A 21097-nucleotide genomic window follows, 5' to 3' on the forward strand; every position below is an offset into this window, starting at 1 on the left:
CGAGAGCATGACTGAATCGAGCGCACCTGTGTCCCCTGACATCCCGATGATGAGCGCGCACGGGATCTCGCGTCGAACGCTCCTATCGTCTGCCGGGGTTTTCGTCGCCGCATCGTCAGTCGGAGCAGACCTCTTCTCCAGACCTACGAGCGCGAGCGCAGCCTCTCTCGTGGTCAAGGCGGGCGCATGGGGCGGGCATGCGAACGGCAGGATCCCACTGTCAGCGCTGTCCACCGTGCCGTGGAACACTGCCCGACGGTTGCGTTCGGATGCTGTGACGGCATTGATCGCCTTGAATAAGGCCTTCCGGGCCGCATTGGGACGAGACCTGCCGCTAAGCGATGCCTACCGCGATTTCGCGGGCCAGGTTGAAGCCCGCAATTACTGGTGCGGTCAGGGGAACTGCGGGCTGGCAGCCGTGCCGGGGACATCCAACCACGGCTGGGCACTCGCGATCGATATCGGCGTCGGACGCACGGATTGGAGTAATCCCATCTACGTGTGGATGAAGGCCAATGCGCAAAAGTTCGGATGGTTCCATCCCTCCTGGGCGGAACCGAACGGAGCTCACCCAGAGGCGTGGCACTGGGAGTACTCAGGATCAACCACGCCCACACCACTACCGGAGGATGACGTGCCGATTTACCACCGCAAGCAAGGCGACTACACCGTGCCGATTGGTACGACATCGAACACTCGCCTGTACTTCTCATCGGGTGTGTTCGATATGGCCGGGGGAGCCGGAGGCGCGGGACTCTATCAGATCACCACCCATGCCTACTTCACGGGTCTTACGCCCGAAAAGACGCTCATGCTCCAGTACTACCTTCTGCACGCTAGCACTGGCGTGTACAGCGGTGGGTTCGCGGCAACATTCCCGGGCGTGACGGATGGCGTCGCACAGATCGAATTCAGCACGATCATTCCGGTGCCGGCGGGAAACTACTTGTTCGTGGCGGCGCGATCCCCGCAAGGTGGCGTCAACCAGACCCGAGTTGCCAAAATGAGCCTAAACTACGGCTCCGTCTAGAGAGCGCATCGGCGGCCCCATTCAACTTCGGTTGGGTGGGGCCGTTGCTCATTGGTGCCGGATCGGCGCGGAGGGGTGCGCATGCGGCGCCGCGGTTGGAGCGTGTTTGCGGGGCTTCTCTGACCTCCAATCCCATCGGTGACAGCAATCACAGATCGACCGAACCAATTGATTTCGCGCCTTCTCACGCTGGCTCAAGAACGCGAAAGGGCGACACGAGGATCGCGGCGCGGGCGCCGGTACGAAAGAACCTGTGCGTGCCGGAGCGCGCGTGGGGATCTCTCAACGTATCTCGCGTTCGCATGGCATGTCTGTAGGCAGAAGAGGGGACAGCGCCGCGTGCACGCCGATCGGTAGCGTGAACGTGAAACGCCCTCGGCCGCGGGTACCCATCCAACTTTAGGAACTGAAAATGAAGAGAACCCAGGCGCTTCGTCGCGCCCGAATCGGAATCATGACGGCTCTCGCGGTCGTCGTCGGTGCGCTCGTACCCTTTGCGGCACCGCCCGCTGCGCAAGCCGCATACGGCGTGATGATTCAACCGGCAACCGGATACATCGTGTCCCGCGTCGCCGATGGCTGCGGAGGCGAGCGGCCCAGCCACACTGGCATCGACATCTCGCACAACGGAGGAACGCCGATCGTGGCTGCCTACGGTGGGACGGTCAGCACTCGCACGTTTAGCAGCGGGTATGGCAATTATGTGGTGATCTCCCACCCGAGTGGATACACCACGTTGTATGCGCACATGGCGTCCCCCGGCTCAGTGAACCCTGGGCAGACGGTGACGAAGGGCCAGCAGATCGGCGTCGTGGGAAGCACCGGAAACTCAACAGGAGCCCACCTTCACTTCGAGATCTATCGCAACGGTACCAACGTCGCCAACCAGGGGTACACCTGCAAGACGAACGTCACACGAGGCGCCGCGATCCCCATGGACTTTCCGGGTCTCGGAGGCAGCAGTACCGGCGTCAATGCTGACTACAACGGGGATGGCAAGGCCGACGTGCTCGCAGTGTCGACCACCGGTCAGATGACCGCCTACAACGGCAATGGCAACGGTGGGTGGGCCACCGACACACTCGGCGGCGGCTGGGGAACGACTCGCGCTCTTATCCACGGTGACTACAACGGGGATAGCAAGGGGGACGCGATCGCTGTGCGGGACGACGGCACCCTCTGGTTCTACCGAGGCGTAGGAGGCAACTCGTTCCAGGCCTCTCAGGTTGGGCACGGCTGGGGAACCATGCGGCTAGTGACAGGGGGTGCCGACTTCAACAGTGACGGACGGGCCGACCTCGTCGCCATCGGCAATGACGCCAACCTCTATCTGTATCCGGGGAACGGCGCGGGCGGGTTCAACGGCGGAGCTATACAGATCGGAAACGGCTGGGGCAATTTCAGCATGATCCTCGCGGGAGACTTCGGGACTGACGGCAAGGGTGACATCCTCGCACGTGACACCAGCGGCAAACTTCTCCTCTATCCTGGCAACGGGTCAACGCTCAACAACCCTTACCAGGTCGGTCACGGCTGGAACACCATGACGGCGATCACGGGTGGCGTCGACTTCGGTGCGGACGGCTATGCCGACGTCCTCTCGCGTGACGAAGCAGGCGATCTCTGGCTCTACCCAGGGCTCGGTGGATCCGGCTTCGGCACTCGCATCAAGGTCGGACACGGCTGGAACATCCACCGACTGATCGCCTGACCTAGGCGTGACGAAAGACCCCCACCCGGGCGAAAGCCTAGGTGGGGGTCTCTCTCGCGAGTCGATCGCAGGCTGCACACCCGCGTGGGTCGACCCTCCTACGTGCGCCATGCGCTCACTCCAGAACGTCGCCTCATGTCAGGAGCGTCTCACCGATGAACCCGCCCTCCGCGCAACCCGGCGGGATCGCGAAGACGGCCGAGCCGATCGGGACCGTCCACTCGTTGAGCAGGTCGAGTTCGTCGAGCCTCCGCTGCATCGGGACGAACTGCGCGTCGACGTCGGCCTGGAAAGAGACGAAGAGCAGGCCCGACTCCGAGACGGAAGCGCCCGAAGGGCGTTCGTCGTAGTTGTACCCGCGCCGGAAGATCCGTTCGGCACCGTCGCCGCGGGCACGGCGGATGTGAGCGAACTGCGGGATGACGGGGAAGCCGAGGGATGTCTTCGCCTCGAAGTCCGGTTCATCGAACTCCTCGGCGCCGGTCAGCGGCGCTCCATTGGCGAGTGTCCTCCCCACCGATGCATCCCGTCCGCTGCGATCCAGCCGGTCCCACTTGTCGAGGTCCATGTGGATGCGTCGGAGCACCATGCCCGTCCCGCCGGCGAGCCAGCCGTCCGCACTCCACACGACCTCATCGAAGTCCGCCGTGCCGGGTTCCGGGTTGGTCGTGCCGTCCACCTGGCCGAAGAGGTTCCGCATCGTCGTGCCGGGGCGCTCCGTTCCGTACGCGCGGCGGAAACCCTGCTGCGTCCACCGGACGTCGGCGAAGCCCCGGGCGTCCTTCAACAGCATCCGGGTCGCGTGGGCCACGGTCAGCGGGTCATCGGCGGCGATCTGCAGGAGGAGGTCGCCGTCGGAGAATTCCGCTTGCAACCGGTCCACCCCGAAAGCAGGCAAGGTGGCGAGCCACGATGGACCCACGCCGCCTGCACGCGCGACGAAGTTCGGGCCGAAGCCGAATGTCACGGTCAGCCTCGCCGGAGCGAGCGCGAGCTCCGGCTCGGAGTCGGCGAGCGCGGCGCGGCCCTGCGTCAGGCGTGCGGCGTCATCGGTCAGGAGTCCCATCAGCCGGGCGAGCCCGTCGCGATCGACGTCGTCATGCAGGTCGAGGGCGACGAAGAGCCCGTGCGCCTGCGCAGCCGTGTCTATGCCCGCTTGATGGTCGCCGAAGAACGGTACGGTCTGCTCACCGTTCATCGGGGTGGAGGCGGGTGCCTGATCAGCATCCGCGCGGTTCAGGGCGAGATCCACTCCGACGGCAGCGACCGCGCCGACACCGGCGACAGCTCCTCCGAGAAGGAACTGTCGCCGGGTCGACCCGGAGCGTCGGGAGCGGGCGCCCTCAGAGGGCGCCGACATCAGTGATCCATACCCTCGTGCTCTTCGCCATCCTCATAGTTCTCGTTCGCGCCGGAGTAGTCCTTCACCGGGGCCGTGAACTCGTAGGTGGAGTCGTCCGAGAACGTCACGGTGAAGGTGACGTCGTTGCCGGCGGTGAGCGGGGCGCTCAGATCCATCAGCATGATGTGGTTCGCTCCCGGCTCCAGCGCGAGCGTCCCTCCGGCGGGGATGACGAATCCGCCGGCCTTCTCGCGCATGACCATCTCGCCTGCCTCGTTCTCGACGGTCTCGTGCAGCTCGATCATCGGCGACGCCTCGGACGTCACCGACACGACGGTCACGTCTTCGTCTCCGCTGTTGACGAGGGTTCCGAAGCCGGCGGACATTCCCTCTTCAGCCGACTTCACCCACGCATCCTCGATGGTGATGGTGTCACCGGCGGGACGCGTCGTGGGCTCACTCGTGGGGCTCTCAGGAGCGCACCCGGTGAGCGCGAGCAGGGAGACCGCGATCACAGCGGCGAGTCGGGGGAGGTTCTTGGTGGTGTTCACAATGGTGCCTTTCACAGGTCATCTGCTGTCGTCCGGGGACGACGAAGGAATCGAATGAGCACGAGGAGGAGGACGGCCACAGCCGCTCCCCCTGCGCCGATGAGCAGCACCCGGAGGGTGGTGCTCGAACCTGTTGCGTTCTGATCCGGTTGTTCTTCGCCTGCGGAGGATGTCGTCGCCGTGTCACCGGATGTCGGGACCTGCATCGGTTCGGCATCGCCGACCGTGAAGGGGATGACCCCGGCGATCGGGTGACCGTCTTCTGACACCACCTGCCATCGCACCTGGTAGCCGGCAACGGGCATCCCCGCTTCGAGTCTGGCGGTGACCGTGCGCCCGGCGACCGTGACGTCGCCGGAGACCCAGTCCTTCCCCGAGGCGTCGACGACCATGACGACAGCCCCGGTCAGCGACTCATCGAGGACCAGGAGCTCACCGGAGAACGACATCGTGATGTCTTCCGGCGCGGCCGCCAACTGCTCGTCAGCGGCCGGGGAACTGGATACCAGCTGGTCGTGGGCGGACGCGGGCGTGGCGATCGCGAGGGTCGCGATCGTCGCCAACGCCAACCCGGCCGCAATCCTGCGGACAGGGGACATGGGATGACCTCTCATCAGACGCCGCGTGTGCGGCGTTCATGCATGCGTTCAGAACCCGCGCGCGACGATCGCGCACGGTGTGACGCGCCTCTGGACCGTGAGGGTCCAGGGCACGGATCAGATCGCAGCGGAGAGAGGAGGAGCGCGGCCCCGAAGGGTCGCCAGAAGGATGAGGCCGCGGCTGCAGGCGAGGTCGAAGACGCCGCGCAGACGGCGGGGCAGACGGAGCGCCGGGAGGAGCAGGACGTGATCGACACGGCGGCGCAGCCATCGACTCAGCTGCCGGGCGAGGTCTCGCACGGCGAGGACCAGACGCTCGCCCCGGTACAGCGCGGCCACCGTCAGCAGTGCCGCGACCGTGTGGCCGAGCCACATCGAGGTGTCAGCGGCGACCGCCTCCGGGATGCCGGGCCCCGCGGGGATCACGAGCGGTCCACCGTGCACGTGCGGCGTCGAGACTCCGGAGGGTGTGACGGTGCCGAGCACGAACAGCGCATGGAACAGGAACTGACTCACTGCGACGGACACTCCGAGGCGGATGAGTGACAGAGAGCGCCCGGCGAGGAGGACGCAGACCATGAACGAGAAGATCCACGGGACGAGGATGCCGAGCGCGCCGGGCACCTCCCCGCCGCCGGTCACGTGGCCGGCGAGTGCGACGAAGATCGCGAGTGACGACGCAGCGAAGCCGCGGATGACGGCTGGCTTCCTGGATTCGGTCACGCTTCCAGTCTGGCACGGACGGCGCGAACCACCGTCGCACGCCTACCGATCGCGGACGCCGTCGTTCCCCTCGCGCCGTGTCTTCGGGGCCCGCTTGACGGCGTCGTACGCTGCGAGCGCAGCCTTCCGTGTCTCCGCGAGGTCGACGATAGGCTCGGTCGGCGCCTTCGATGCCCAACGCGAGATGTAGACGCCCTGCGGGTCGAACTTTTTCGCCTGGAGCTCGGGGTTGAACACGCGGAAGTACGGTGCGGCATCCGCTCCGGAACCCGCTACCCACTGCCAGTTGAAGGGGTTGCTGGCTTCGTCGGCGTCGACGAGCGTGTCCCAGAACCACTCCTCGCCGAGTCGCCAATCGACGAGCAGATTCTTGATGAGGAACGACGCCGTCACCATCCGCACCCGATTGTGCATGTAGCCGGTATGCCAAAGCTCGCGCATCCCGGCATCCACGAGCGGCACACCCGTCTCCCCGTGGTGCCAGGCATCCAGCTGCGACGGGTCGAGCGGCGGCCAAGGGAAGGCGTCGAACTCCGGCCGCAGGTTCTTCGCCGCCAGATCCGGGAAGTGGTACAGCGTGTGCCAGGCGAACTCGCGCCAGCCGAGCTCCGAGAGGAAGCCACCGGCGCCATCGACGCCGACCGCCTCATGCCAGACCGTGAACGGACTGATCTCCCCCCAGCGCAGGTGCGGCGACAGCAGCGAGGTGGCGCCCGCAGACGGCTCGTCACGGGCGCTGTCGTAGCCGGGAAGGTCGTTCTCGAGGAACTCCTTCACACGGCGCCGCGCGGCCGGCTCACCCGGCTCCCACGTCTCGCGGAGTCCCGCTGCCCAGTCCGGTGTCGTGGGGAGAAGCGCCCAGTCGTCGAGGGCGTCGGATGCCGGCGGACGCGGTGCTCCCGGGATCTCCCGGGGCTCGGGGAGGGGAGCGCGAGGCGCAGGGAGGGCGAGGCACGCGCGCCAGAACGGCGTGAAGACCGAGTAGTGGGTGCCGCTGCCGGTCGTGACCGTCCACGGTTCGTGGAGGAGCGACGCGGCGAAAGACGCGACCGTGACGCCCTCCGCGCGGAGGGCCGACTTGATGCCCGCGTCGACGGCGCGTTCCGGGCCGCCGTAACGACGGTTCCAGAACACGGCCCCGGCTCCGGCATCCGTCACGAGCTCTCTCAAGACGCCGGCTGCAGCGCCCCGCTTCAAGACGAGCGTCGCCCCCTTGTCATGCAGGCGTTCCGCGAGGGAGGCGAGCGAGTGGTGCAGCCACCACCGGGCTGCGCCGCCGAGCGGACGGAGCCCCTCGGATTCCTCATCGAGCACGAACAGCGCGATGATCGGCTCGCCGTGCTCGATCGCCGCACGGAGTGCAGGATTGTCTGCCAGGCGAAGGTCGTCACGGAACCAGACGATCGAAGGAGAGGACATCGCCCCATTGTCCCTGACCCCGAGGACGATGGGCGCTGTCCGCGGAGGCGGGTTCAGCGGCCGCGCGGGGGACGCTCGTCCGTCGCCCAGAGCGCCCACAGCACGAGCAGCGGCTGCAGGAAGAGGCGCCCGAGTCGTCGGGCATCCGTATCGAGTCCCGGGGTGGATCGTCCGGTCCGCCACTGATGGACGTTCCCGGGGAAGACGGCGACGAAGAACGCGGCGGTCGCCCAGCCGATCCGGCGACGTTCGCGGGGGAGCGCGATGAGGCCGGCGGACAGGGCGATCTCGGCGGCACCGGAAGCGAGGACGATGTCGTTCTTGTCGAGCTTCGTCACCTGCACCGCCCAGTCGGGCACGACGATACGGAAGCCGCGGGTCGAAGTGAAGTGCATGATGCCGATCGCGCCCAGCGCGATCGCAAGGATCCATCGGGCGACTGCTCTCATGCCCTCACGCTACGTGATGGTCCGGCGATCCGCGCCCTGTGAACTCATACCGAGGGGGCATACGAGGTCCGTACCCCGGTGGGTGGCGGACTCCGCCGGACGCTTCGTACGCTGAGACCATGCGCTCACGTCTCGTCGGTTCTTCCGTCCTCCTCCTCGCCCTCTCCGCATCGGCGCTGACGGGGTGCGCGTCGTTCGACGCGGGACCGGTCGTCTCGCAGGAGCGTGCGGTGCCGGATGTCGCCGCGGTCGAGCTCGACACCTCCGGCGATCTGACCGTGACTCTCGGCGCGACGCCCGCACTCACCGTGACGGCGGGCGAGCGGGTCATCGAGCACCTGACCGCCCACGTCGAAGGCGGCGTCCTGCGGCTCGGGATGAACGGCGAGCCGGTGCTCCGGAACGGCGAGATCCGCTACGAGCTGACCGTGTCGTCTCTCGAATCGCTCGTGGTGCAGGGGTCAGGCGATGCCCGCATCGACCTGTCCGGTGCGATCGCCCCGACGGTGACCGTGCGCGGCTCGGGCGACGTGGAGGCCACGGGGATCGATGCTGCGACGGCTGTGCTCCGGGTCGACGGCGCCGGCGAGATCGTCGCCCATGACACCGTCGTCGAGGACCTGACCGTGCGCATCGACGGCTCCGGCACGGTGGCGATCGACGGCGCGGCGCGCTCCCAGGACGTCTCGATCCGCGGTTCCGGCGAACACACGGCCGAGGATCTGCGCAGTGAGGACGCTTTCGTCTCGATCCGCGGTTCAGGGAGCGCAGATGTGACCGTGGACGGAAACCTCGCGGTCGTCATCGACGGCAGCGGCGACGTCTCCTATGGCGGTGAAGCCCGTGTCACCCAGGAGATCGCAGGATCGGGAGATGTCCGGCGCCGATGACGAAGAGCGGGTGCGACGCCGTCGCGTAGCGGTCCGGAGCGCCCGACCGTACCGGTAACCTGGGTACCGACCCAGATGGAGAGTTTCTGTGCCTGAAAACGCCCGGCCGAATGACGGCTTCGCCCTGTTCACTGACCGAAACGTCGTCGCGATGCGCGTCAACGGCGAACTCAAGGATCTCGCCACGACCCTGACCGACACCGACGAGGTCGAGCCGATCACGATCGACAGTCAGGACGGGCTGAACATCCTCCGCCACTCCGCGGCCCATGTGCTGGCACAGGCGGTGCAGCGCATCAACCCGCAGGCGAACCTCGGCATCGGTCCGCCCATCACCGACGGCTTCTACTACGACTTCGGCGTCGAGACCCCGTTCACGCCCGAAGACATCAAGGCCATCACCAAGGAGATGCAGCGAATCGTCCGCGAGGGCCAGCGCTTCGTCCGCCGGGTGGTGACGGACGACGAGGCGCGCGCCGAGCTCGCCGACGAGCCGTTCAAGCTGGAGCTCATCGGGCTCAAGGGCGGGAAGGAAGCGGCGGAGGGTGCCTCCGTCGAGGTCGGCGAGGGCGAGTTGACGATCTACGACAACACCACCCGCGACGGCGAGGTCGTCTGGAAGGACCTCTGCCGCGGCCCTCATCTGCCCAACACGCGCATGATCGGCAACGGCTGGGACCTCACCCGCATCGCCGCCGCGTATTGGCGGGGCAGTGAGAAGAACCCGCAGCTGCAGCGCATCTACGGCACGGCGTGGCCCACCAAGGACGAGCTGCGCGCGTACCAGCACCGGCTGGAGGAGGCCGCCAAGCGCGACCACCGTCGCCTCGGCAAGGAGCTCGACCTGTTCTCGTTCCCCGAGGAGATCGGCTCCGGCCTCTCGGTCTGGCACCCGCGCGGCGGCGTCATCCGTGGCGAGATGGAGCAGCACGCGCGCAAGCGCCACATCGAGGGCGGCTACACCTACGTGTACACGCCGCACATCTCGAAGGAAGACCTGTTCCTCACGTCGAACCATCTCGTCACGTACAAGGAGGGCATGTTCCCGCCGATCGTGATGGACGAGGAGCGCGACGACGAAGGCAACGTCACCAAGCAGGGCCAGGACTACTACCTGAAGCCCATGAACTGTCCGATGCACATCCTCATCTACAAGGAGCGCGCGCGCAGCTACCGTGACCTGCCGTTGCGGTTCGCCGAGAACGGCACGGTCTACCGCAACGAGCTCTCCGGCGCGCTGCACGGCCTCACCCGCGTGCGGGGCTTCACCCAGGACGATTCGCATCTGTTCGTGACCCCCGATCAGCTCGAGGCCGAGGTCGCCAAGGTCCTCGAGTTCATCCTCTCGATGCTGCGCGACTTCGGTCTGACCGATTTCGAGCTCGAGCTCTCGATGAAGGACGACGAGAAGTCGAAGTGGATCGGCACGGACGAGTTCTGGGAGTCGTCCACCGATGCGCTGCGCCGCGTCGCCGTCGCCTCCGGCCTCAAGCTGACCGAGGTCCCCGGTGAGGCCGCGTTCTACGGTCCGAAGATCGACCTCAAGACGCGCGATGCGATCGGTCGCACCTGGCAGCTCTCCACCGTGCAGGTCGACCCCAACCTGCCCGAGCGCTTCGACCTCGAGTTCATGGACAAGGACGGGCAGAAGAAGCGCCCGATCATGATCCACCGCGCGCTGTTCGGCTCGATCGAGCGGTTCTTCGCGATCCTGCTCGAGCACTACGCGGGCGACTTCCCGGTGTGGCTCTCGCCGGTGCAGGTCGTGGGCATCCCGGTCGCCGAAGACTTCGCCGACTACCTGGGCGAGGTCGTCGACACGCTGCGCGCCGAGGGTGTGCGCGCGGAGCTCGACACTTCGGACGACCGCATGCAGAAGAAGATCCGCACGCACACGACCGGCAAGGTGCCGCTGCTGCTGATCGCGGGGGAGAAGGACCGTGACGCCGGCACCGTCTCGTTCCGCTACCGCGACGGCGCCCAGGAGAACGGGGTTCCGATCGCGGACGCCGTGGCTCGGATCCGCGCAGCCATCGACAGCCACGCCCTGGTGCAGACAGCAGGGGACCTGGCGTGACCGAGGGGGAGCAGCCGCTGGAGGACGCCGGACATCTGGCCGGTGTGCCCGACGAGTTCCAGCGGCTGTGGACCCCGCATCGGATGGCGTACATCCAGGCCGGGCCTGAACCCCTCCGTGAGGAATGTCCGTTCTGCGAGGCGCCGAAGTTCCCGGACACCGAGCGCCTCGTGGTCGCTCGCGGCGAGACCGCCTACGTGCTGTTGAACCTGTTCCCGTACAACTCGGGCCATCTGCTCGTCTGCCCGTACCGTCACATCGCCACCTACGACCAGGCGACGCCGGAGGAGGTCGCCGAGATCGGTGCTCTCACGCAGACCGCGATGCGCGTGCTGCGGGAGGTCTCCCGGTGCGACGGCTTCAACCTCGGCATGAATCAAGGTGCGGTGGCAGGAGCCGGTGTCGATGCCCATCTGCACCAGCACGTGGTGCCGCGGTGGACGTCGGACGCCAACTTCTTCCCGATCATCGCGAAGACCAAGGCGCTGCCGCAGCTCCTCGGCGAGGTGCGTCACGCCGTGGCTGCCGCGTGGCCGCAGCCGGAAGGGCCTACCGAGAAGGTCAGCGCACCTGACGCGCCGTGAACTGCATCTGCGGGTTCGCGTAGAACTCCTGCGCCTCGACCAACTGGAGCTCACGCTCGCCGGACTCCAGCGTCGCCTTCAGCAGGTCGTACACGCTGGACGCCGTGCGTTCGAGCGCGACCTTCGCGCTCCCGGTCTCGACGTAATGCGCGGTGAACAGTGCTGCCGTCACGTCACCGGAGCCGTTCGCCTTCATCGGAAGGTGCGGGGTCTGCACGACCCAGGCACCCTTCTCGTCGGCGGCGAGCATCTCGATCGTGCCCTCTTCGCGGTCGGGTCGTTCGACGCTCGTCACGAGGACGGTCCGCGGACCCATCGCGTGGGCGAGGTCGACCGAAGCGAGCGTGGACTCCAGCGTGTCCGGCTCGGTGTCGGTGAGGAAACCCAGTTCGAACTGGTTCGGCGTGATGATGTCCGCGACCGGCACCACGCGCTCGCGCAGGAGTACGGGGATGGCCGGGGCCACGAAGCACCCCGACTTGGCGTTGCCCATGACCGGATCGCACGCGTAGACGGCGTTCGGGTTCGCCGACTTCACCCGCGCGACGGCGTCGATGATCACGTCGCCGATGCCCTCTCCGCCCTGGTAGCCGCTGAGGATCGCGTCGATGCCCCCGAAGACGCCACGCTCTTCGATCCCGGTGATGACCTCACGCACGTCATCGGGGGCGATCAGCGGTCCGCGCCACGCGCCGTAGCCGGTGTGGTTGGAGAAGTTCACCGTGTAGACCGGCAGCACTTCGACGCCGATGCGCTGCAGCGGGAACACGGCCGCCGAGTTGCCGACGTGTCCGTAGGCGACGGCGGACTGGATGGAGAGGATCTTCATTCTCCGACCCTTTCGTTCAGGGCGGGGCGTTGCCCGCGACAGGTGGTGGTCATCTTCCGGCGGCGACGAGGTCAGCGACGAGCGTCTCCGCGTCGGCATCGGACAGGTCGTGAACGGTCAGACGCAGGTGGTGGGAGGGCTCCGCGCGTTCGTCGAGCGCGAAGTCGTCTCCGGTGCGGGCGAGCCACCCGCGTCGCATGAGTCGATCGGCAACCGTCCGTGCGGGTTGCGACAGCTCGACCCACAGGCTGAGACCGTCGGACTCGGTCGCGTCGATCCCGTGCGCGCGCAGTCTCTCGACGAACGACGCGTTCCGCTCGGCATAGTGCGCAGCCGCCGCGGCGACCTCGGTCCTGACCGTCTCGTCGGTCAGTTGCGTCAGCGCGAGGCGTTGCAAGAGGTGACTGACCCACGTGGTTCCCGGGCTCAGGCGCATCGCAAGCCGTTCCGCGGTCTCGGCATCCGTCGCCGCGATCGCGAGGCACATGTCGGGTCCGAGGAACTTCGACACCGACCGCACGAGGGCGAACCGTCTGTGCTCGGCGCCGATGAGGGACTCGTAGGGCCGCTGCGACAGCATCGAGAAGTGGTCGTCCTCGATGATCAGCACGTACGGATGGTCGGCGAGGATCGCGCGGAGCTCGGCCGCCCGCGTCGCCGTGAGGCTCGCCCCGGTCGGGTTCTGTGCGCGCGGGGTGCAGATGATGGCACGGACGCCCGCGTCCAGCGCCGCTCGCAGTCCGTCGACGGTCATGCCTTCGCCGTCGACGGGCACGGGGACCGCCCGGTAGCCGCCCAGACGCACCGTGTGGATACTCGCGAGGAAGCAGGGGTCTTCGAGCGCCACGGCGTCGTCGCGCATGAGTGCCTGCGCGAGCAGACGCTCGACCGCGTCGACGGCACCGCTCGTCACCGTGATCCGGAAGTCGTCGGCGCGGAGATCGGACGAGATCCACTGCCGGGACCATTCTTCGAGGCCACGATCGATCACGGGCTCGCCGTAGAGCACGGGACGGGAGGCGATCGTCATCAGCGCGGGTGCCGGGTCGGGGATGAGCCGGGGATCGGGGTTACCCGTGCCGATGTCGCGAAGGACCGTGTCGGGCGCGTATCCCTCCTGGGCCACCGATTCGAGACCCGCCACGACGGTGCCCGCACGCCCGCGCGAGACGACGAGGCCGGCCTGGGCGAGCTGCCGGTACGCGGCCACAGCCGTGTTGCGGTTGACGCCGAGCGTGGCAGCGAGCTCGCGCACCGGGGGGAGGACAGCACCGACCCGGAGGATTCCGCGGTCGCGCAAGGAACGCACGCTGTCGGCGATGTCCGCTGCGGTCGTCCCGGTGATCTGGTCGCTCATGGTCCTCCTTTGTGATTCTAGGTCGAATCGGACAGTGCTATGTTTGACCTAGATCAAACCCGACTTCGGTGCATCCGACAGGAGTTCCCCATGGCAGAGCAGACAACCACCGGATCCGCGCGCGTCAAGCGCGGTCTCGCCGAGATGCTCAAGGGCGGCGTCATCATGGACGTCGTCACGGCAGAGCAGGCGAAGATCGCCGAAGACGCGGGCGCCGTCGCCGTGATGGCTCTCGAGCGTGTGCCGGCGGACATCCGTGCGCAGGGCGGTGTCTCCCGCATGAGCGACCCCGACATGATCGACAGCATCATCGACGCCGTCTCCATCCCCGTGATGGCCAAGGCCCGCATCGGGCACTTCGTCGAGGCGCAGGTGCTGCAGGAGCTCGGCGTGGATTACATCGACGAGTCCGAGGTGCTCTCACCGGCCGACTACGTCAACCACATCGACAAGTACGGCTTCACCGTCCCGTTCGTGTGCGGTGCGACGAACCTCGGCGAGGCGCTCCGCCGCATCAATGAGGGAGCGGCGATGATCCGTTCCAAGGGAGAGGCCGGGACCGGCGACGTCTCCGAGGCGATGAAGCACATCCGCAAGATCCGCGGAGAGATCGCCGCGCTCACCGCGCTTCCCAAGGACGAGCTCTTCGTCGCGGCGAAGGAGCTGCAGGCGCCGTACGAACTCGTCGCCGAGATCGCTGAGACCGGCACGCTCCCGGTCGTGCTGTTCGTGGCCGGAGGGGTCGCGACCCCCGCCGATGCCGCCATGATGATGCAGCTCGGTGCGGACGGCGTCTTCGTCGGCTCCGGCATCTTCAAGTCGGGCAACCCGGCAGAGCGGGCCAAGGCCATCGTCAAGGCGACGACCTTCTATGACGACGCCAAGGTCATCGCCGAGGTTTCGCGTGGGCTGGGCGAGGCGATGGTCGGCATCAACGTGAGCGACCTCCCGGCACCTCACCGACTCGCCGAGCGTGGCTGGTAGAGGCAAGGTCGGCGTCCTCGCATTGCAGGGCGACGTGCGCGAGCATGTCGCCCTGCTGACGGAACTCGGCGCCGATGCCACTCCGGTGCGTCGCCCCGACGAGCTCGCCGCGGTCGACGGACTCGTGATCCCGGGGGGCGAGTCGAGCGTGATCGACAAGCTCTCCCGGATCTTCGGCATGCAGGAGCCGATCCGCGACGCGATCGCCTCGGGCATGCCGGTGCTCGGCACCTGCGCGGGCTTGATCATGCTCGCGGATGACATCGTCGACGCGATCGACGGGCAGGAGTCGTTCGGAGGGCTCGACGTCGTCGTGCGCCGGAACGCCTTCGGTCGCCAGGTCGAGTCGTTCGAGGCGGAACTCGAGGTCCCTGCGTTCGGCGGGGGCCCGGTGTCGGCGGCCTTCATCCGTGGGCCCGTGGTCGAGTCGGTCGGTCCGCGCGCGACCGTGCTCGCGGCGCTGCCCGACGGGCGTGTGGTCGCGGTGGAGCAGGGGAATCTGCTCGGACTGAGCTTCCACCCCGAGATCACGGGGGAGCGCCGTTTTCACGAACGCTTCCTCGCACGGGTGGAGTCGCGGCACCGCACGAGGGCGCCGCAGAGCGCCTAGGTCCGTCCGAGCGTCGCGGTCAGACGTGGCGCCGGTGGGAGAGGAGCCAGTCGTACAGCTCGGGGTTCTCATAGGTCTCGGTCCAGGAATCGTGACCGACGCCTGCGTATCGAGTGAACCGGGCGTCGGCACCGAGGCCTCGGAGTTCGCTGATGATCTGTTCCGTGGCGGAGATCGGCACGACATCGTCGGCATCACCGTGGAAAGCCCAGACGGGGACGTCACGGAGCGGCGCAGCGCTCTGCATCCAGAGTCCTCCGCAGATCGGCGCGATCGACGCGAACCGTTCGGAATAGCGCACCGCCAGGCTCCAGGCCCCGAATCCGCCCATGCTGAGTCCTGTCACCGATATGCGGGACGCATCGATGCGGTGCGCCGCGACGACCTCGTCCAGCAGGACGGACAACGTCGAGAGCTCGGCGACCCACTGACTCGATTCGCCGCACTGAGGCGTGACGAGGACGAAGGGGAACTCCTGCCCGGCATCCGCCAGACTCGGCGGACCGTGCACGGCGGCGAGCTCGACGTCGGTACCGCGCTCACCCGAACCATGCAGGAACAGGACGAGTGGCCACCGTCGGTCGGGGTCGGCGTCGTAGTCGTCCGGGAGATGGAGCAGGTACCGCAGGGAGTCGGCCGGCGTCGGCTCGCCGTCCCGCACGTCCGAAGAGCGGGAGGCAGGAGTGATGTGTCGCGATCTGCGCATGCGTCCATCCTGCGCTATCCGTGGCGGTCGTCCGAGCGAACGATGTGCGGAGCGGGCAGCCGGATGTGAAGCCCACGGTCTCGGTCAACCGGCGGGTGACCCTGCGGCGACCAGGCCGCGGATGGCTTCGACCGTGCGGACGATGTCTTCCGGGGTGGTCGCCCAGGACGACATCGAGCACCGCAGAGCCGCACGACCTTCCCATTCGGCACCCGTCATCGCGGCCGTCCCGTCGACGAGGATCGCCGCGCCGAGCGCACGCGTCGCTTCGTCGGAGCCGAGGCGGAACATCACCTGTGTGTAGTCGACGTCGTTGATGACTTCCACCGACTCCACGGTTCGCAGTCCCGCCGCCATCGCGACGGCGTTCGCATGGAGGCGGTCAATGAGTTCCGCGATGCCCGACCGACCGAGACTGCGCAGTGCGGCCCACGCGGGAACCCCGCGGGCGCGTCGTGAGAGTTCCGGGGTGACATCCCACGGGTCGAGCCCCGAATAGATCAGATAGTCGCCTCCGGTGCGGAATGCGGCGATCGAGTCGGCCGGGTCGCGCACAATCGCGATGCCGCAGTCGTACGGCACGTTGAGCGTCTTGTGCGCGTCGGTCGCCCAGGAGTCGGCGTCCGCCATGCCGGCGGTGAGGTGGCTCAGCCCGGGAGACGCCGCAGCCCACAGTCCGAACGCGCCGTCGACGTGGATCCATGCACCGTGCCGGCGGGCAAGGGGGATCAACGCCGCGAAGTCGTCGAAGGCACCGGTGTGCACCTCTCCCGCCTGCAGGCACACGATGAGGGGTCCCTCCGCGCCGACGAGTGCCTGATCGAGCGCCTCCGGGCTCATGCGCCCTTGGCCGTCGGTCGGGACGATCGTGAGTTCGGCCCGCCCGATCCCGAGGAACCGGGCGGCGCGGTCGATGGAGCCGTGCCGGTGGGTGCCGACGACGAAACGCAGCGGCGGAGACCCGTGGAATCCCTGCTCGGCGATGTCCCACCCCGCGCGCGCCAGCACGGAGTGCCGCGCGGCGGCGAGGCACGTGAAGTTGGCGAGCTGCCCGCCCGTGACGAAGCCGACGCTGGCGGTCGCGGGGAGCCCGAAGGCCTCGAGCATCCATTGCCCGGCGATGCGTTCCATCGCCACAGTGGCCGGCGTGAGAGTCGACGAGCCCGAGTTCTGATCCCACGTCGAGACGAGCCAGTCCGCGGCCAGGGCTGCCGGATGGGTTCCGCCGATCACGAAACCGAAGAACCGGCCGCCGGGGATCGCGACGAGTCCGGGGTCGGCGAGCACGGACATCTCCTCCACCACTGCCGCCGCGTCCACGCCATGTTCCGGGAGCGGACCCCCGAAGGCGGTGAGCATCTCGTCGAGCGAAGCCCTCGGCCACACCGGCCGCTCGGCCACCGAGTCCAGGAAGCGGAGCGCGGCATCGTGCGCGGTCTCGAGTGCGCGGGTCCGGTCGTCGGGAGCCGTCTCTTTCATGCCTCAGGCCTACACCCGGAGGCCCCATCGCACCAGTGGTCACGCGAGGCTGACACGGTCGCAGTGGCTGCCCGCGCGAGACCCACGCGAGTGACGGCCGCGCGGTCGGCCGCGGTGGTCGCCACTCGGGCAACCGTGGCTTTTCGATAGAATGGTCGATGCCCTGGGCACGCTCCGGGGCGGATACGACGAGCGGAGACTTATGTCCGGGCATTCCAAGTGGGCGACCACGAAGCACAAGAAAGCCATCATCGACTCCAGGCGCGCGAAGTCCTGGGCCAAGCTCATCAAGAACATCGAGGTCGCGGCGAAGCTCGGCGGACCCGATCTTGCGGGCAACCCGACGCTCTTCGACGCGGTGCAGAAGGCCAAGAAGACCTCGGTCCCCAAGGACAACATCGACCGTGCGGTGAAGCGCGGTGCGGGCATCGGCGGCGAGGCCGTCGAATACCTCTCGATCATGTACGAAGGCTATGGACCCAACGGCGTCGCCCTCATGATCGAGTGTCTGACCGACAACAAGAACCGTGCGGCTGCAGAGGTGCGTACGGCTCTCAGCCGCAACGGCGGCACGCTTGCCGATCCGGGTAGCGTCGCCTACAACTTCAGCCGTAAGGGCGTCATCGTCGTCGGCTCCGAGGGCACCACCGAGGATGACGTCATGATGGCCGCGCTCGAGGCGGGCGCCGAGGAGATCGAGCCGCACGCGGAGGGCTTCGAGATCATCACCGAGGCGACCGACCTGGTGGCCGTGCGCACCGCGCTCCAGGAAGCGGGGATCGACTACGAATCCGCTGACGTCGAGTTCGTTCCGAACCTCAAGGTCGAAATCGACGCCGACACCGCACGCAAGGTCTTCCGTCTCATCGATGCGCTCGAAGACAGTGAAGACGTGCAGAACGTCTTCACGAACTTCGACCTGAGCCCCGAGGTCCAGGCCGAGCTGGAGAACGACGAGGCCTAGGCGCGCCGGACCCGCGGTGTCCGCTCCGCCGCCTAGCCTGGGGGAGTGGCTTCCTCTCTGCGCGTGCTCGGCATCGACCCGGGCCTGACCCGGTGCGGTGTCGGTGTCGTGGACGTCGACCGTTCCCGTCGGGGAACCCTCGTGCACGTGGGGGTCATCCGATCGTCGCCGGAGACGGAGATCGGTGATCGCCTCGCGATCGTCGCCGCAGGGATCCGCGCCGTGATCGCTGAGCACCGGCCCGATGCCGTCGCCGTCGAGCGGGTGTTCGCTCAGCAGAACACGCACACGGTGATGGGCACGGCGCAGGCCAGTGGGGTCGCGCTGCTGATCGCGTCCGAGTCCGGGTTGCCGGCCGCCACGCATACCCCGAGTGAAGTGAAAGCGGCCGTCACCGGGTACGGTGCCGCCGACAAGCGGCAGGTGCAGACCATGATCGCGCGGATCCTGCGTCTGGATGCGCTGCCCCAGCCCGCCGACGCGGCGGATGCTCTGGCGATCGCGCTCTGTCATGCCTGGCGTCGCGGAGGACCGACCGCATCCGGTCAGAGCGCGTTGACGCCCGCGCAACGCGCCTGGGCCGCGGCGGAGCGTGTCGCTCGAACATAGCTACGAGCGACACCGTAGGCTGAGACGATGATCTCCTCTCTGCACGGCGTCGTTCTGCACGCGACGTCCGATCAGGTCGTCATCGATGTGGGCGGGGTCGGGTTCGCCGTCGCCGTCCCGGCCGATGTCGCGCACACCGCCACGGTGGGGGAGAAGCTCCTCCTGCACACGAGTCTCATCGTGCGAGAGGACTCCCTGTCGCTGTTCGGCTTCGCGGACCGCGGTGAACTCGAGATCTTCGGCCTCCTGATCGGGGTGACCGGAGTCGGGCCGAAGTCGGCGCTCGGCGTGCTGTCGCACCTCACCACCGATCAGATCGCGGAGGCCGTCACCGCCGAGGACGATGCGCCGTTCCGGCGTGTCTCCGGGATCGGCCCGAAGACGGCCAAGCTCATCGTGCTTCAGCTCGCGGGCAAGGTGCAGGCGTTCGCCGCCCCGTCCACGTCCGTCGCCGCGGGGAACACCGATGTCGTCACCCAGGTCTCCGCCGCCCTGGTCGGCTTGGGGTGGTCGGAGAAGATCGCCGCCGAAGCGGCAGCCCAGACGGCGGAGGAGGCCACGGAGGCGGAGCGTGCATCTGTCGCGGCGCTGCTCCGACGCACCCTCGCCCTGTTGGGCCCGGCGAAGGGAGCCCAGCCGCATGTCTGACCCTCTCGACGCGTCGGAACCCTCGGACGAGACCGAACTCGCGATCGAGGGCGCACTGCGCCCCACGAGCCTCGGAGACTTCGTCGGGCAGCAGAAAGTCCGAGGACAGCTGCAGCTGCTCCTCGAAGCGGCGCGACTCCAGAGCCGGCCGGCCGATCACATCCTTCTGGCGGGCCCGCCGGGGCTCGGGAAGACGACGCTCGCGATGATCGTCGCGCACGAGAGCGAGCGGCCGCTGCGTCTCTCGAGCGGCCCCGCGATCCAGCACGCGGGCGACCTGGCGGCGCTACTGTCGAGCCTGGTCCCGGGGGAAGTGCTCTTCATCGACGAGATCCATCGCATGGCCCGCTCGGCGGAGGAGATGCTCTACCTCGCGATGGAGGACTACCGGATCGACATCATGGTCGGGAAGGGCGCGGGCGCGACCAGCATCCCGCTCGAGCTCTCGCCGTTCACTCTCGTGGGGGCGACGACCCGCTCCGGCCTGCTGCCCAACCCGCTGCGGGACCGCTTCGGGTTCACAGGGCACCTGGAGTTCTACGAGGAGTCCGAGTTGGAACAGGTCATCGCGCGCTCCGCCGCGGTACTGGGCGTCGACCTGCCGACCGACTCGCTGTCCGAGATCGCGCGCCGTTCTCGGGGCACACCGCGTATCGCGAACCGTCTGCTCCGCCGAGTCCGGGACTATGCGCTCGTGCACGGCCACGGCGCGGCCACGATCGGCGACGTGCGGGCGGCGCTGGAGCTCTATGACGTGGACGCGATCGGCCTCGATCGGCTCGACCGGGCGGTCCTCGATGCCCTCGTGCGGCGCTTCCGTGGAGGTCCCGTCGGCCTGAGTACCCTCGCCGTGGCCGTCGGAGAAGAGGGCGAGACCGTGGAGAGCGTGGTCGAGCCGTATCTCGTGCGCATCGGCTTCCTGGGCCGGACTCCGCGCGGCCGTGTGGCGATGCCCGACGCATACACCCACCTGGGCGTTCCTCATCCGGACGGGATGCTTAAGTTGGATGACCTATAATCACTGAAGACTTCCCGGATACCTTCGCGCGCCCAAAGGCTGGAGCGTGCACCTGAGAAAGGCGCTTCCCCCATGCCCATGGAATTCCTGCTCTTCGGCCTTCTTGCCGTCCTCCTCGTCTTCATGATCTTCAACACGCGTAAGCGCACGAAGCAGATGAAGGCCGAGCAGGAGGAGAAGGCGACCAAGACCGTTCCCGGCGCCAAGGTGCTCCTGCAGGGTGGCATCTACGGCACGATCGTCTCCTACGACCCCGAGGACCTCGACACCCCGGCGCTCGTCGAGATTGCGCCCGGCACGATCATCGACGTCCACAGCCAGGCGATCCTGCGCGTCGTCGAACCGAAGGACGCCGTCGTCGAGACGCCCGTCGACGCCGTCGAGGAGCAGGATGCGGACGAGCCGGCCGCGCCTCCGGTCGAGACCCCCGAGGAGACCCGGGCCCGCCTCGAGCGGGACGCCGACGACAAGTAAGTCCGCGGCCGACACGGCCCGCCGGATCTCCGTCCTTTCAGAAA

General features: G+C 67.7%; 22 protein-coding genes. 12 read left to right on the forward strand and 10 right to left on the reverse strand.

Translation table 11 applies throughout. From position 1 onward, the window contains the following. Window positions 1–7: 7 nt before the first annotated feature. Window positions 8–1030, forward strand: a complete 1023-nt coding sequence (locus KV397_RS07765) for a M15 family metallopeptidase (RefSeq protein WP_131491083.1) — start codon at window positions 8–10, stop codon at window positions 1028–1030. 454 nt (window positions 1031–1484) lie between these two features. Beyond that, window positions 1485–2741: a VCBS repeat domain-containing M23 family metallopeptidase gene (locus KV397_RS07770; RefSeq protein ID WP_248569479.1), complete on the forward strand. Its 1257-nt coding sequence runs from the start codon at window positions 1485–1487 to the stop codon at window positions 2739–2741. Window positions 2742–2874: 133 nt separating this feature from the next. Here the strand turns inward: KV397_RS07770 and KV397_RS07775 are convergent, their stop codons facing one another. The 6 genes from KV397_RS07775 to KV397_RS07800 form a co-directional block, all read right to left on the reverse strand. Beyond that, entirely contained in the window at window positions 2875–4101 is a 1227-nt protein-coding gene (locus KV397_RS07775) for a Dyp-type peroxidase (RefSeq protein WP_131491081.1), read from the reverse strand. Then, on the reverse strand, window positions 4101–4649 hold the full coding sequence (locus KV397_RS07780) for a copper chaperone PCu(A)C (RefSeq protein ID WP_261812568.1): 549 nt from the start codon (window positions 4647–4649) through the stop codon (window positions 4101–4103). Before KV397_RS07780 ends, KV397_RS07775 begins: the two co-directional genes overlap by 1 nt. Further along, on the reverse strand, window positions 4646–5233 hold the full coding sequence (locus KV397_RS07785) for a copper resistance CopC family protein (protein ID WP_153244156.1): 588 nt from the start codon (window positions 5231–5233) through the stop codon (window positions 4646–4648). Before KV397_RS07785 ends, KV397_RS07780 begins: the two co-directional genes overlap by 4 nt. Window positions 5234–5350: 117 nt before the next feature. After that, window positions 5351–5956 carry a hypothetical protein gene (locus KV397_RS07790; RefSeq protein WP_232761805.1) on the reverse strand — a complete coding sequence of 202 codons (606 nt, stop codon included), beginning with the start codon at window positions 5954–5956 and terminating at the stop codon, window positions 5351–5353. A 42-nt stretch (window positions 5957–5998) separates the two neighbouring features. Next, window positions 5999–7375 carry a cryptochrome/photolyase family protein gene (locus KV397_RS07795; protein ID WP_261812569.1) on the reverse strand — a complete coding sequence of 459 codons (1377 nt, stop codon included), beginning with the start codon at window positions 7373–7375 and terminating at the stop codon, window positions 5999–6001. A 53-nt stretch (window positions 7376–7428) separates the two neighbouring features. Continuing rightward, a complete protein-coding gene (locus KV397_RS07800; protein ID WP_153244153.1) occupies window positions 7429–7824 on the reverse strand; it encodes a DoxX family protein in 396 nt (131 codons plus the stop codon). Window positions 7825–7943: 119 nt separating this feature from the next. On the opposite strand from KV397_RS07800, the gene KV397_RS07805 reads away from it, so the two are divergent. The 3 genes from KV397_RS07805 (at window position 7944) to KV397_RS07815 (ending at window position 11375) form a co-directional block, all read left to right on the forward strand. After that, window positions 7944–8714 carry a DUF2807 domain-containing protein gene (locus KV397_RS07805; RefSeq protein ID WP_261812570.1) on the forward strand — a complete coding sequence of 257 codons (771 nt, stop codon included), beginning with the start codon at window positions 7944–7946 and terminating at the stop codon, window positions 8712–8714. Between the two features lie 151 nt (window positions 8715–8865). Then, window positions 8866–10791, forward strand: a complete 1926-nt coding sequence (thrS, locus tag KV397_RS07810; RefSeq protein WP_227992078.1) for a threonine--tRNA ligase — start codon at window positions 8866–8868, stop codon at window positions 10789–10791. Beyond that, a complete protein-coding gene (locus KV397_RS07815) occupies window positions 10788–11375 on the forward strand; it encodes an HIT family protein (protein ID WP_131491074.1) in 588 nt (195 codons plus the stop codon). Before thrS ends, KV397_RS07815 begins: the two co-directional genes overlap by 4 nt. Here KV397_RS07815 and pdxY read toward each other — a convergent pair. Together pdxY and KV397_RS07825 are read right to left on the reverse strand one after the other, a co-directional pair. Then, entirely contained in the window at window positions 11353–12204 is an 852-nt protein-coding gene (gene pdxY / locus KV397_RS07820) for a pyridoxal kinase PdxY (protein WP_131491073.1), read from the reverse strand. The genes KV397_RS07815 and pdxY overlap by 23 nt on opposite strands. Window positions 12205–12253: 49 nt before the next feature. Further along, complete coding sequence (locus KV397_RS07825) at window positions 12254–13561, reverse strand: aminotransferase class I/II-fold pyridoxal phosphate-dependent enzyme (RefSeq protein WP_261812571.1); 1308 nt, start codon at window positions 13559–13561, stop codon at window positions 12254–12256. Window positions 13562–13651: 90 nt separating this feature from the next. On the opposite strand from KV397_RS07825, the gene pdxS reads away from it, so the two are divergent. Continuing rightward, window positions 13652–14545, forward strand: coding sequence for a pyridoxal 5'-phosphate synthase lyase subunit PdxS (gene pdxS, locus KV397_RS07830; protein ID WP_047519474.1), 894 nt, complete (start codon window positions 13652–13654; stop codon window positions 14543–14545). Further along, window positions 14535–15155, forward strand: coding sequence for a pyridoxal 5'-phosphate synthase glutaminase subunit PdxT (gene pdxT / locus KV397_RS07835; RefSeq protein ID WP_131491070.1), 621 nt, complete (start codon window positions 14535–14537; stop codon window positions 15153–15155). Before pdxS ends, pdxT begins: the two co-directional genes overlap by 11 nt. A 19-nt stretch (window positions 15156–15174) precedes the next feature. Here pdxT and KV397_RS07840 read toward each other — a convergent pair whose 3' ends face one another. Continuing rightward, window positions 15175–15861, reverse strand: coding sequence for a carboxylesterase family protein (locus tag KV397_RS07840; protein WP_261812572.1), 687 nt, complete (start codon window positions 15859–15861; stop codon window positions 15175–15177). Window positions 15862–15945: 84 nt separating this feature from the next. Continuing rightward, the gene (locus tag KV397_RS07845) at window positions 15946–17340 is read right to left on the reverse strand and encodes a pyridoxal phosphate-dependent decarboxylase family protein (protein ID WP_248569482.1); all 1395 of its coding nucleotides are present in this window, start codon (window positions 17338–17340) and stop codon (window positions 15946–15948) included. 202 nt (window positions 17341–17542) lie between these two features. Between KV397_RS07845 and KV397_RS07850 the strand changes: the two genes are divergently transcribed. From KV397_RS07850 to KV397_RS07870, 5 genes are all read left to right on the forward strand, one after another. Then, window positions 17543–18304 carry a YebC/PmpR family DNA-binding transcriptional regulator gene (locus KV397_RS07850; RefSeq protein ID WP_261812573.1) on the forward strand — a complete coding sequence of 254 codons (762 nt, stop codon included), beginning with the start codon at window positions 17543–17545 and terminating at the stop codon, window positions 18302–18304. 45 nt (window positions 18305–18349) lie between these two features. Then, window positions 18350–18913: a crossover junction endodeoxyribonuclease RuvC gene (gene ruvC, locus KV397_RS07855; RefSeq protein WP_261812574.1), complete on the forward strand. Its 564-nt coding sequence runs from the start codon at window positions 18350–18352 to the stop codon at window positions 18911–18913. A gap of 27 nt (window positions 18914–18940) precedes the next feature. Further along, window positions 18941–19561, forward strand: a complete 621-nt coding sequence (gene ruvA, locus KV397_RS07860; RefSeq protein ID WP_131491066.1) for a Holliday junction branch migration protein RuvA — start codon at window positions 18941–18943, stop codon at window positions 19559–19561. Further along, on the forward strand, window positions 19554–20579 hold the full coding sequence (ruvB, locus tag KV397_RS07865) for a Holliday junction branch migration DNA helicase RuvB (RefSeq protein ID WP_047519487.1): 1026 nt from the start codon (window positions 19554–19556) through the stop codon (window positions 20577–20579). Before ruvA ends, ruvB begins: the two co-directional genes overlap by 8 nt. A gap of 72 nt (window positions 20580–20651) precedes the next feature. Next, the gene (locus KV397_RS07870; RefSeq protein ID WP_372491375.1) at window positions 20652–21053 is read left to right on the forward strand and encodes a preprotein translocase subunit YajC; all 402 of its coding nucleotides are present in this window, start codon (window positions 20652–20654) and stop codon (window positions 21051–21053) included. The last annotated feature ends 44 nt before the right edge of the window (window positions 21054–21097 follow it).

The organism is Microbacterium aurugineum, from assembly GCF_023101205.1.
GTDB lineage: Bacteria > Actinomycetota > Actinomycetes > Actinomycetales > Microbacteriaceae > Microbacterium > Microbacterium aurugineum.

Excerpts from the sequence above, each read along its gene's own strand:
- KV397_RS07765 (WP_131491083.1), top strand. The coding sequence starts at position 8 with ATGACTGAATCGAGCGCACCTGTGTCCCCTGACATCCCGATGATGAGC.
- KV397_RS07770 (WP_248569479.1), top strand. The coding sequence starts at position 1,485 with ATGACGGCTCTCGCGGTCGTCGTCGGTGCGCTCGTACCCTTTGCGGCA.
- KV397_RS07775 (WP_131491081.1), bottom strand. The coding sequence starts at position 4,101 with ATGTCGGCGCCCTCTGAGGGCGCCCGCTCCCGACGCTCCGGGTCGACC.
- KV397_RS07785 (WP_153244156.1), bottom strand. The coding sequence starts at position 5,233 with ATGTCCCCTGTCCGCAGGATTGCGGCCGGGTTGGCGTTGGCGACGATC.
- KV397_RS07795 (WP_261812569.1), bottom strand. The coding sequence starts at position 7,375 with ATGTCCTCTCCTTCGATCGTCTGGTTCCGTGACGACCTTCGCCTGGCA.
- KV397_RS07800 (WP_153244153.1), bottom strand. The coding sequence starts at position 7,824 with ATGAGAGCAGTCGCCCGATGGATCCTTGCGATCGCGCTGGGCGCGATC.
- KV397_RS07805 (WP_261812570.1), top strand. The coding sequence starts at position 7,944 with ATGCGCTCACGTCTCGTCGGTTCTTCCGTCCTCCTCCTCGCCCTCTCC.
- thrS (WP_227992078.1), top strand. The coding sequence starts at position 8,866 with ATGCGCGTCAACGGCGAACTCAAGGATCTCGCCACGACCCTGACCGAC.
- pdxY (WP_131491073.1), bottom strand. The coding sequence starts at position 12,204 with ATGAAGATCCTCTCCATCCAGTCCGCCGTCGCCTACGGACACGTCGGC.
- KV397_RS07825 (WP_261812571.1), bottom strand. The coding sequence starts at position 13,561 with ATGAGCGACCAGATCACCGGGACGACCGCAGCGGACATCGCCGACAGC.
- pdxS (WP_047519474.1), top strand. The coding sequence starts at position 13,652 with ATGGCAGAGCAGACAACCACCGGATCCGCGCGCGTCAAGCGCGGTCTC.
- KV397_RS07840 (WP_261812572.1), bottom strand. The coding sequence starts at position 15,861 with ATGCGCAGATCGCGACACATCACTCCTGCCTCCCGCTCTTCGGACGTG.
- KV397_RS07845 (WP_248569482.1), bottom strand. The coding sequence starts at position 17,340 with ATGAAAGAGACGGCTCCCGACGACCGGACCCGCGCACTCGAGACCGCG.
- KV397_RS07850 (WP_261812573.1), top strand. The coding sequence starts at position 17,543 with ATGTCCGGGCATTCCAAGTGGGCGACCACGAAGCACAAGAAAGCCATC.
- ruvA (WP_131491066.1), top strand. The coding sequence starts at position 18,941 with ATGATCTCCTCTCTGCACGGCGTCGTTCTGCACGCGACGTCCGATCAG.
- ruvB (WP_047519487.1), top strand. The coding sequence starts at position 19,554 with ATGTCTGACCCTCTCGACGCGTCGGAACCCTCGGACGAGACCGAACTC.
- KV397_RS07870 (WP_372491375.1), top strand. The coding sequence starts at position 20,652 with ATGCCCATGGAATTCCTGCTCTTCGGCCTTCTTGCCGTCCTCCTCGTC.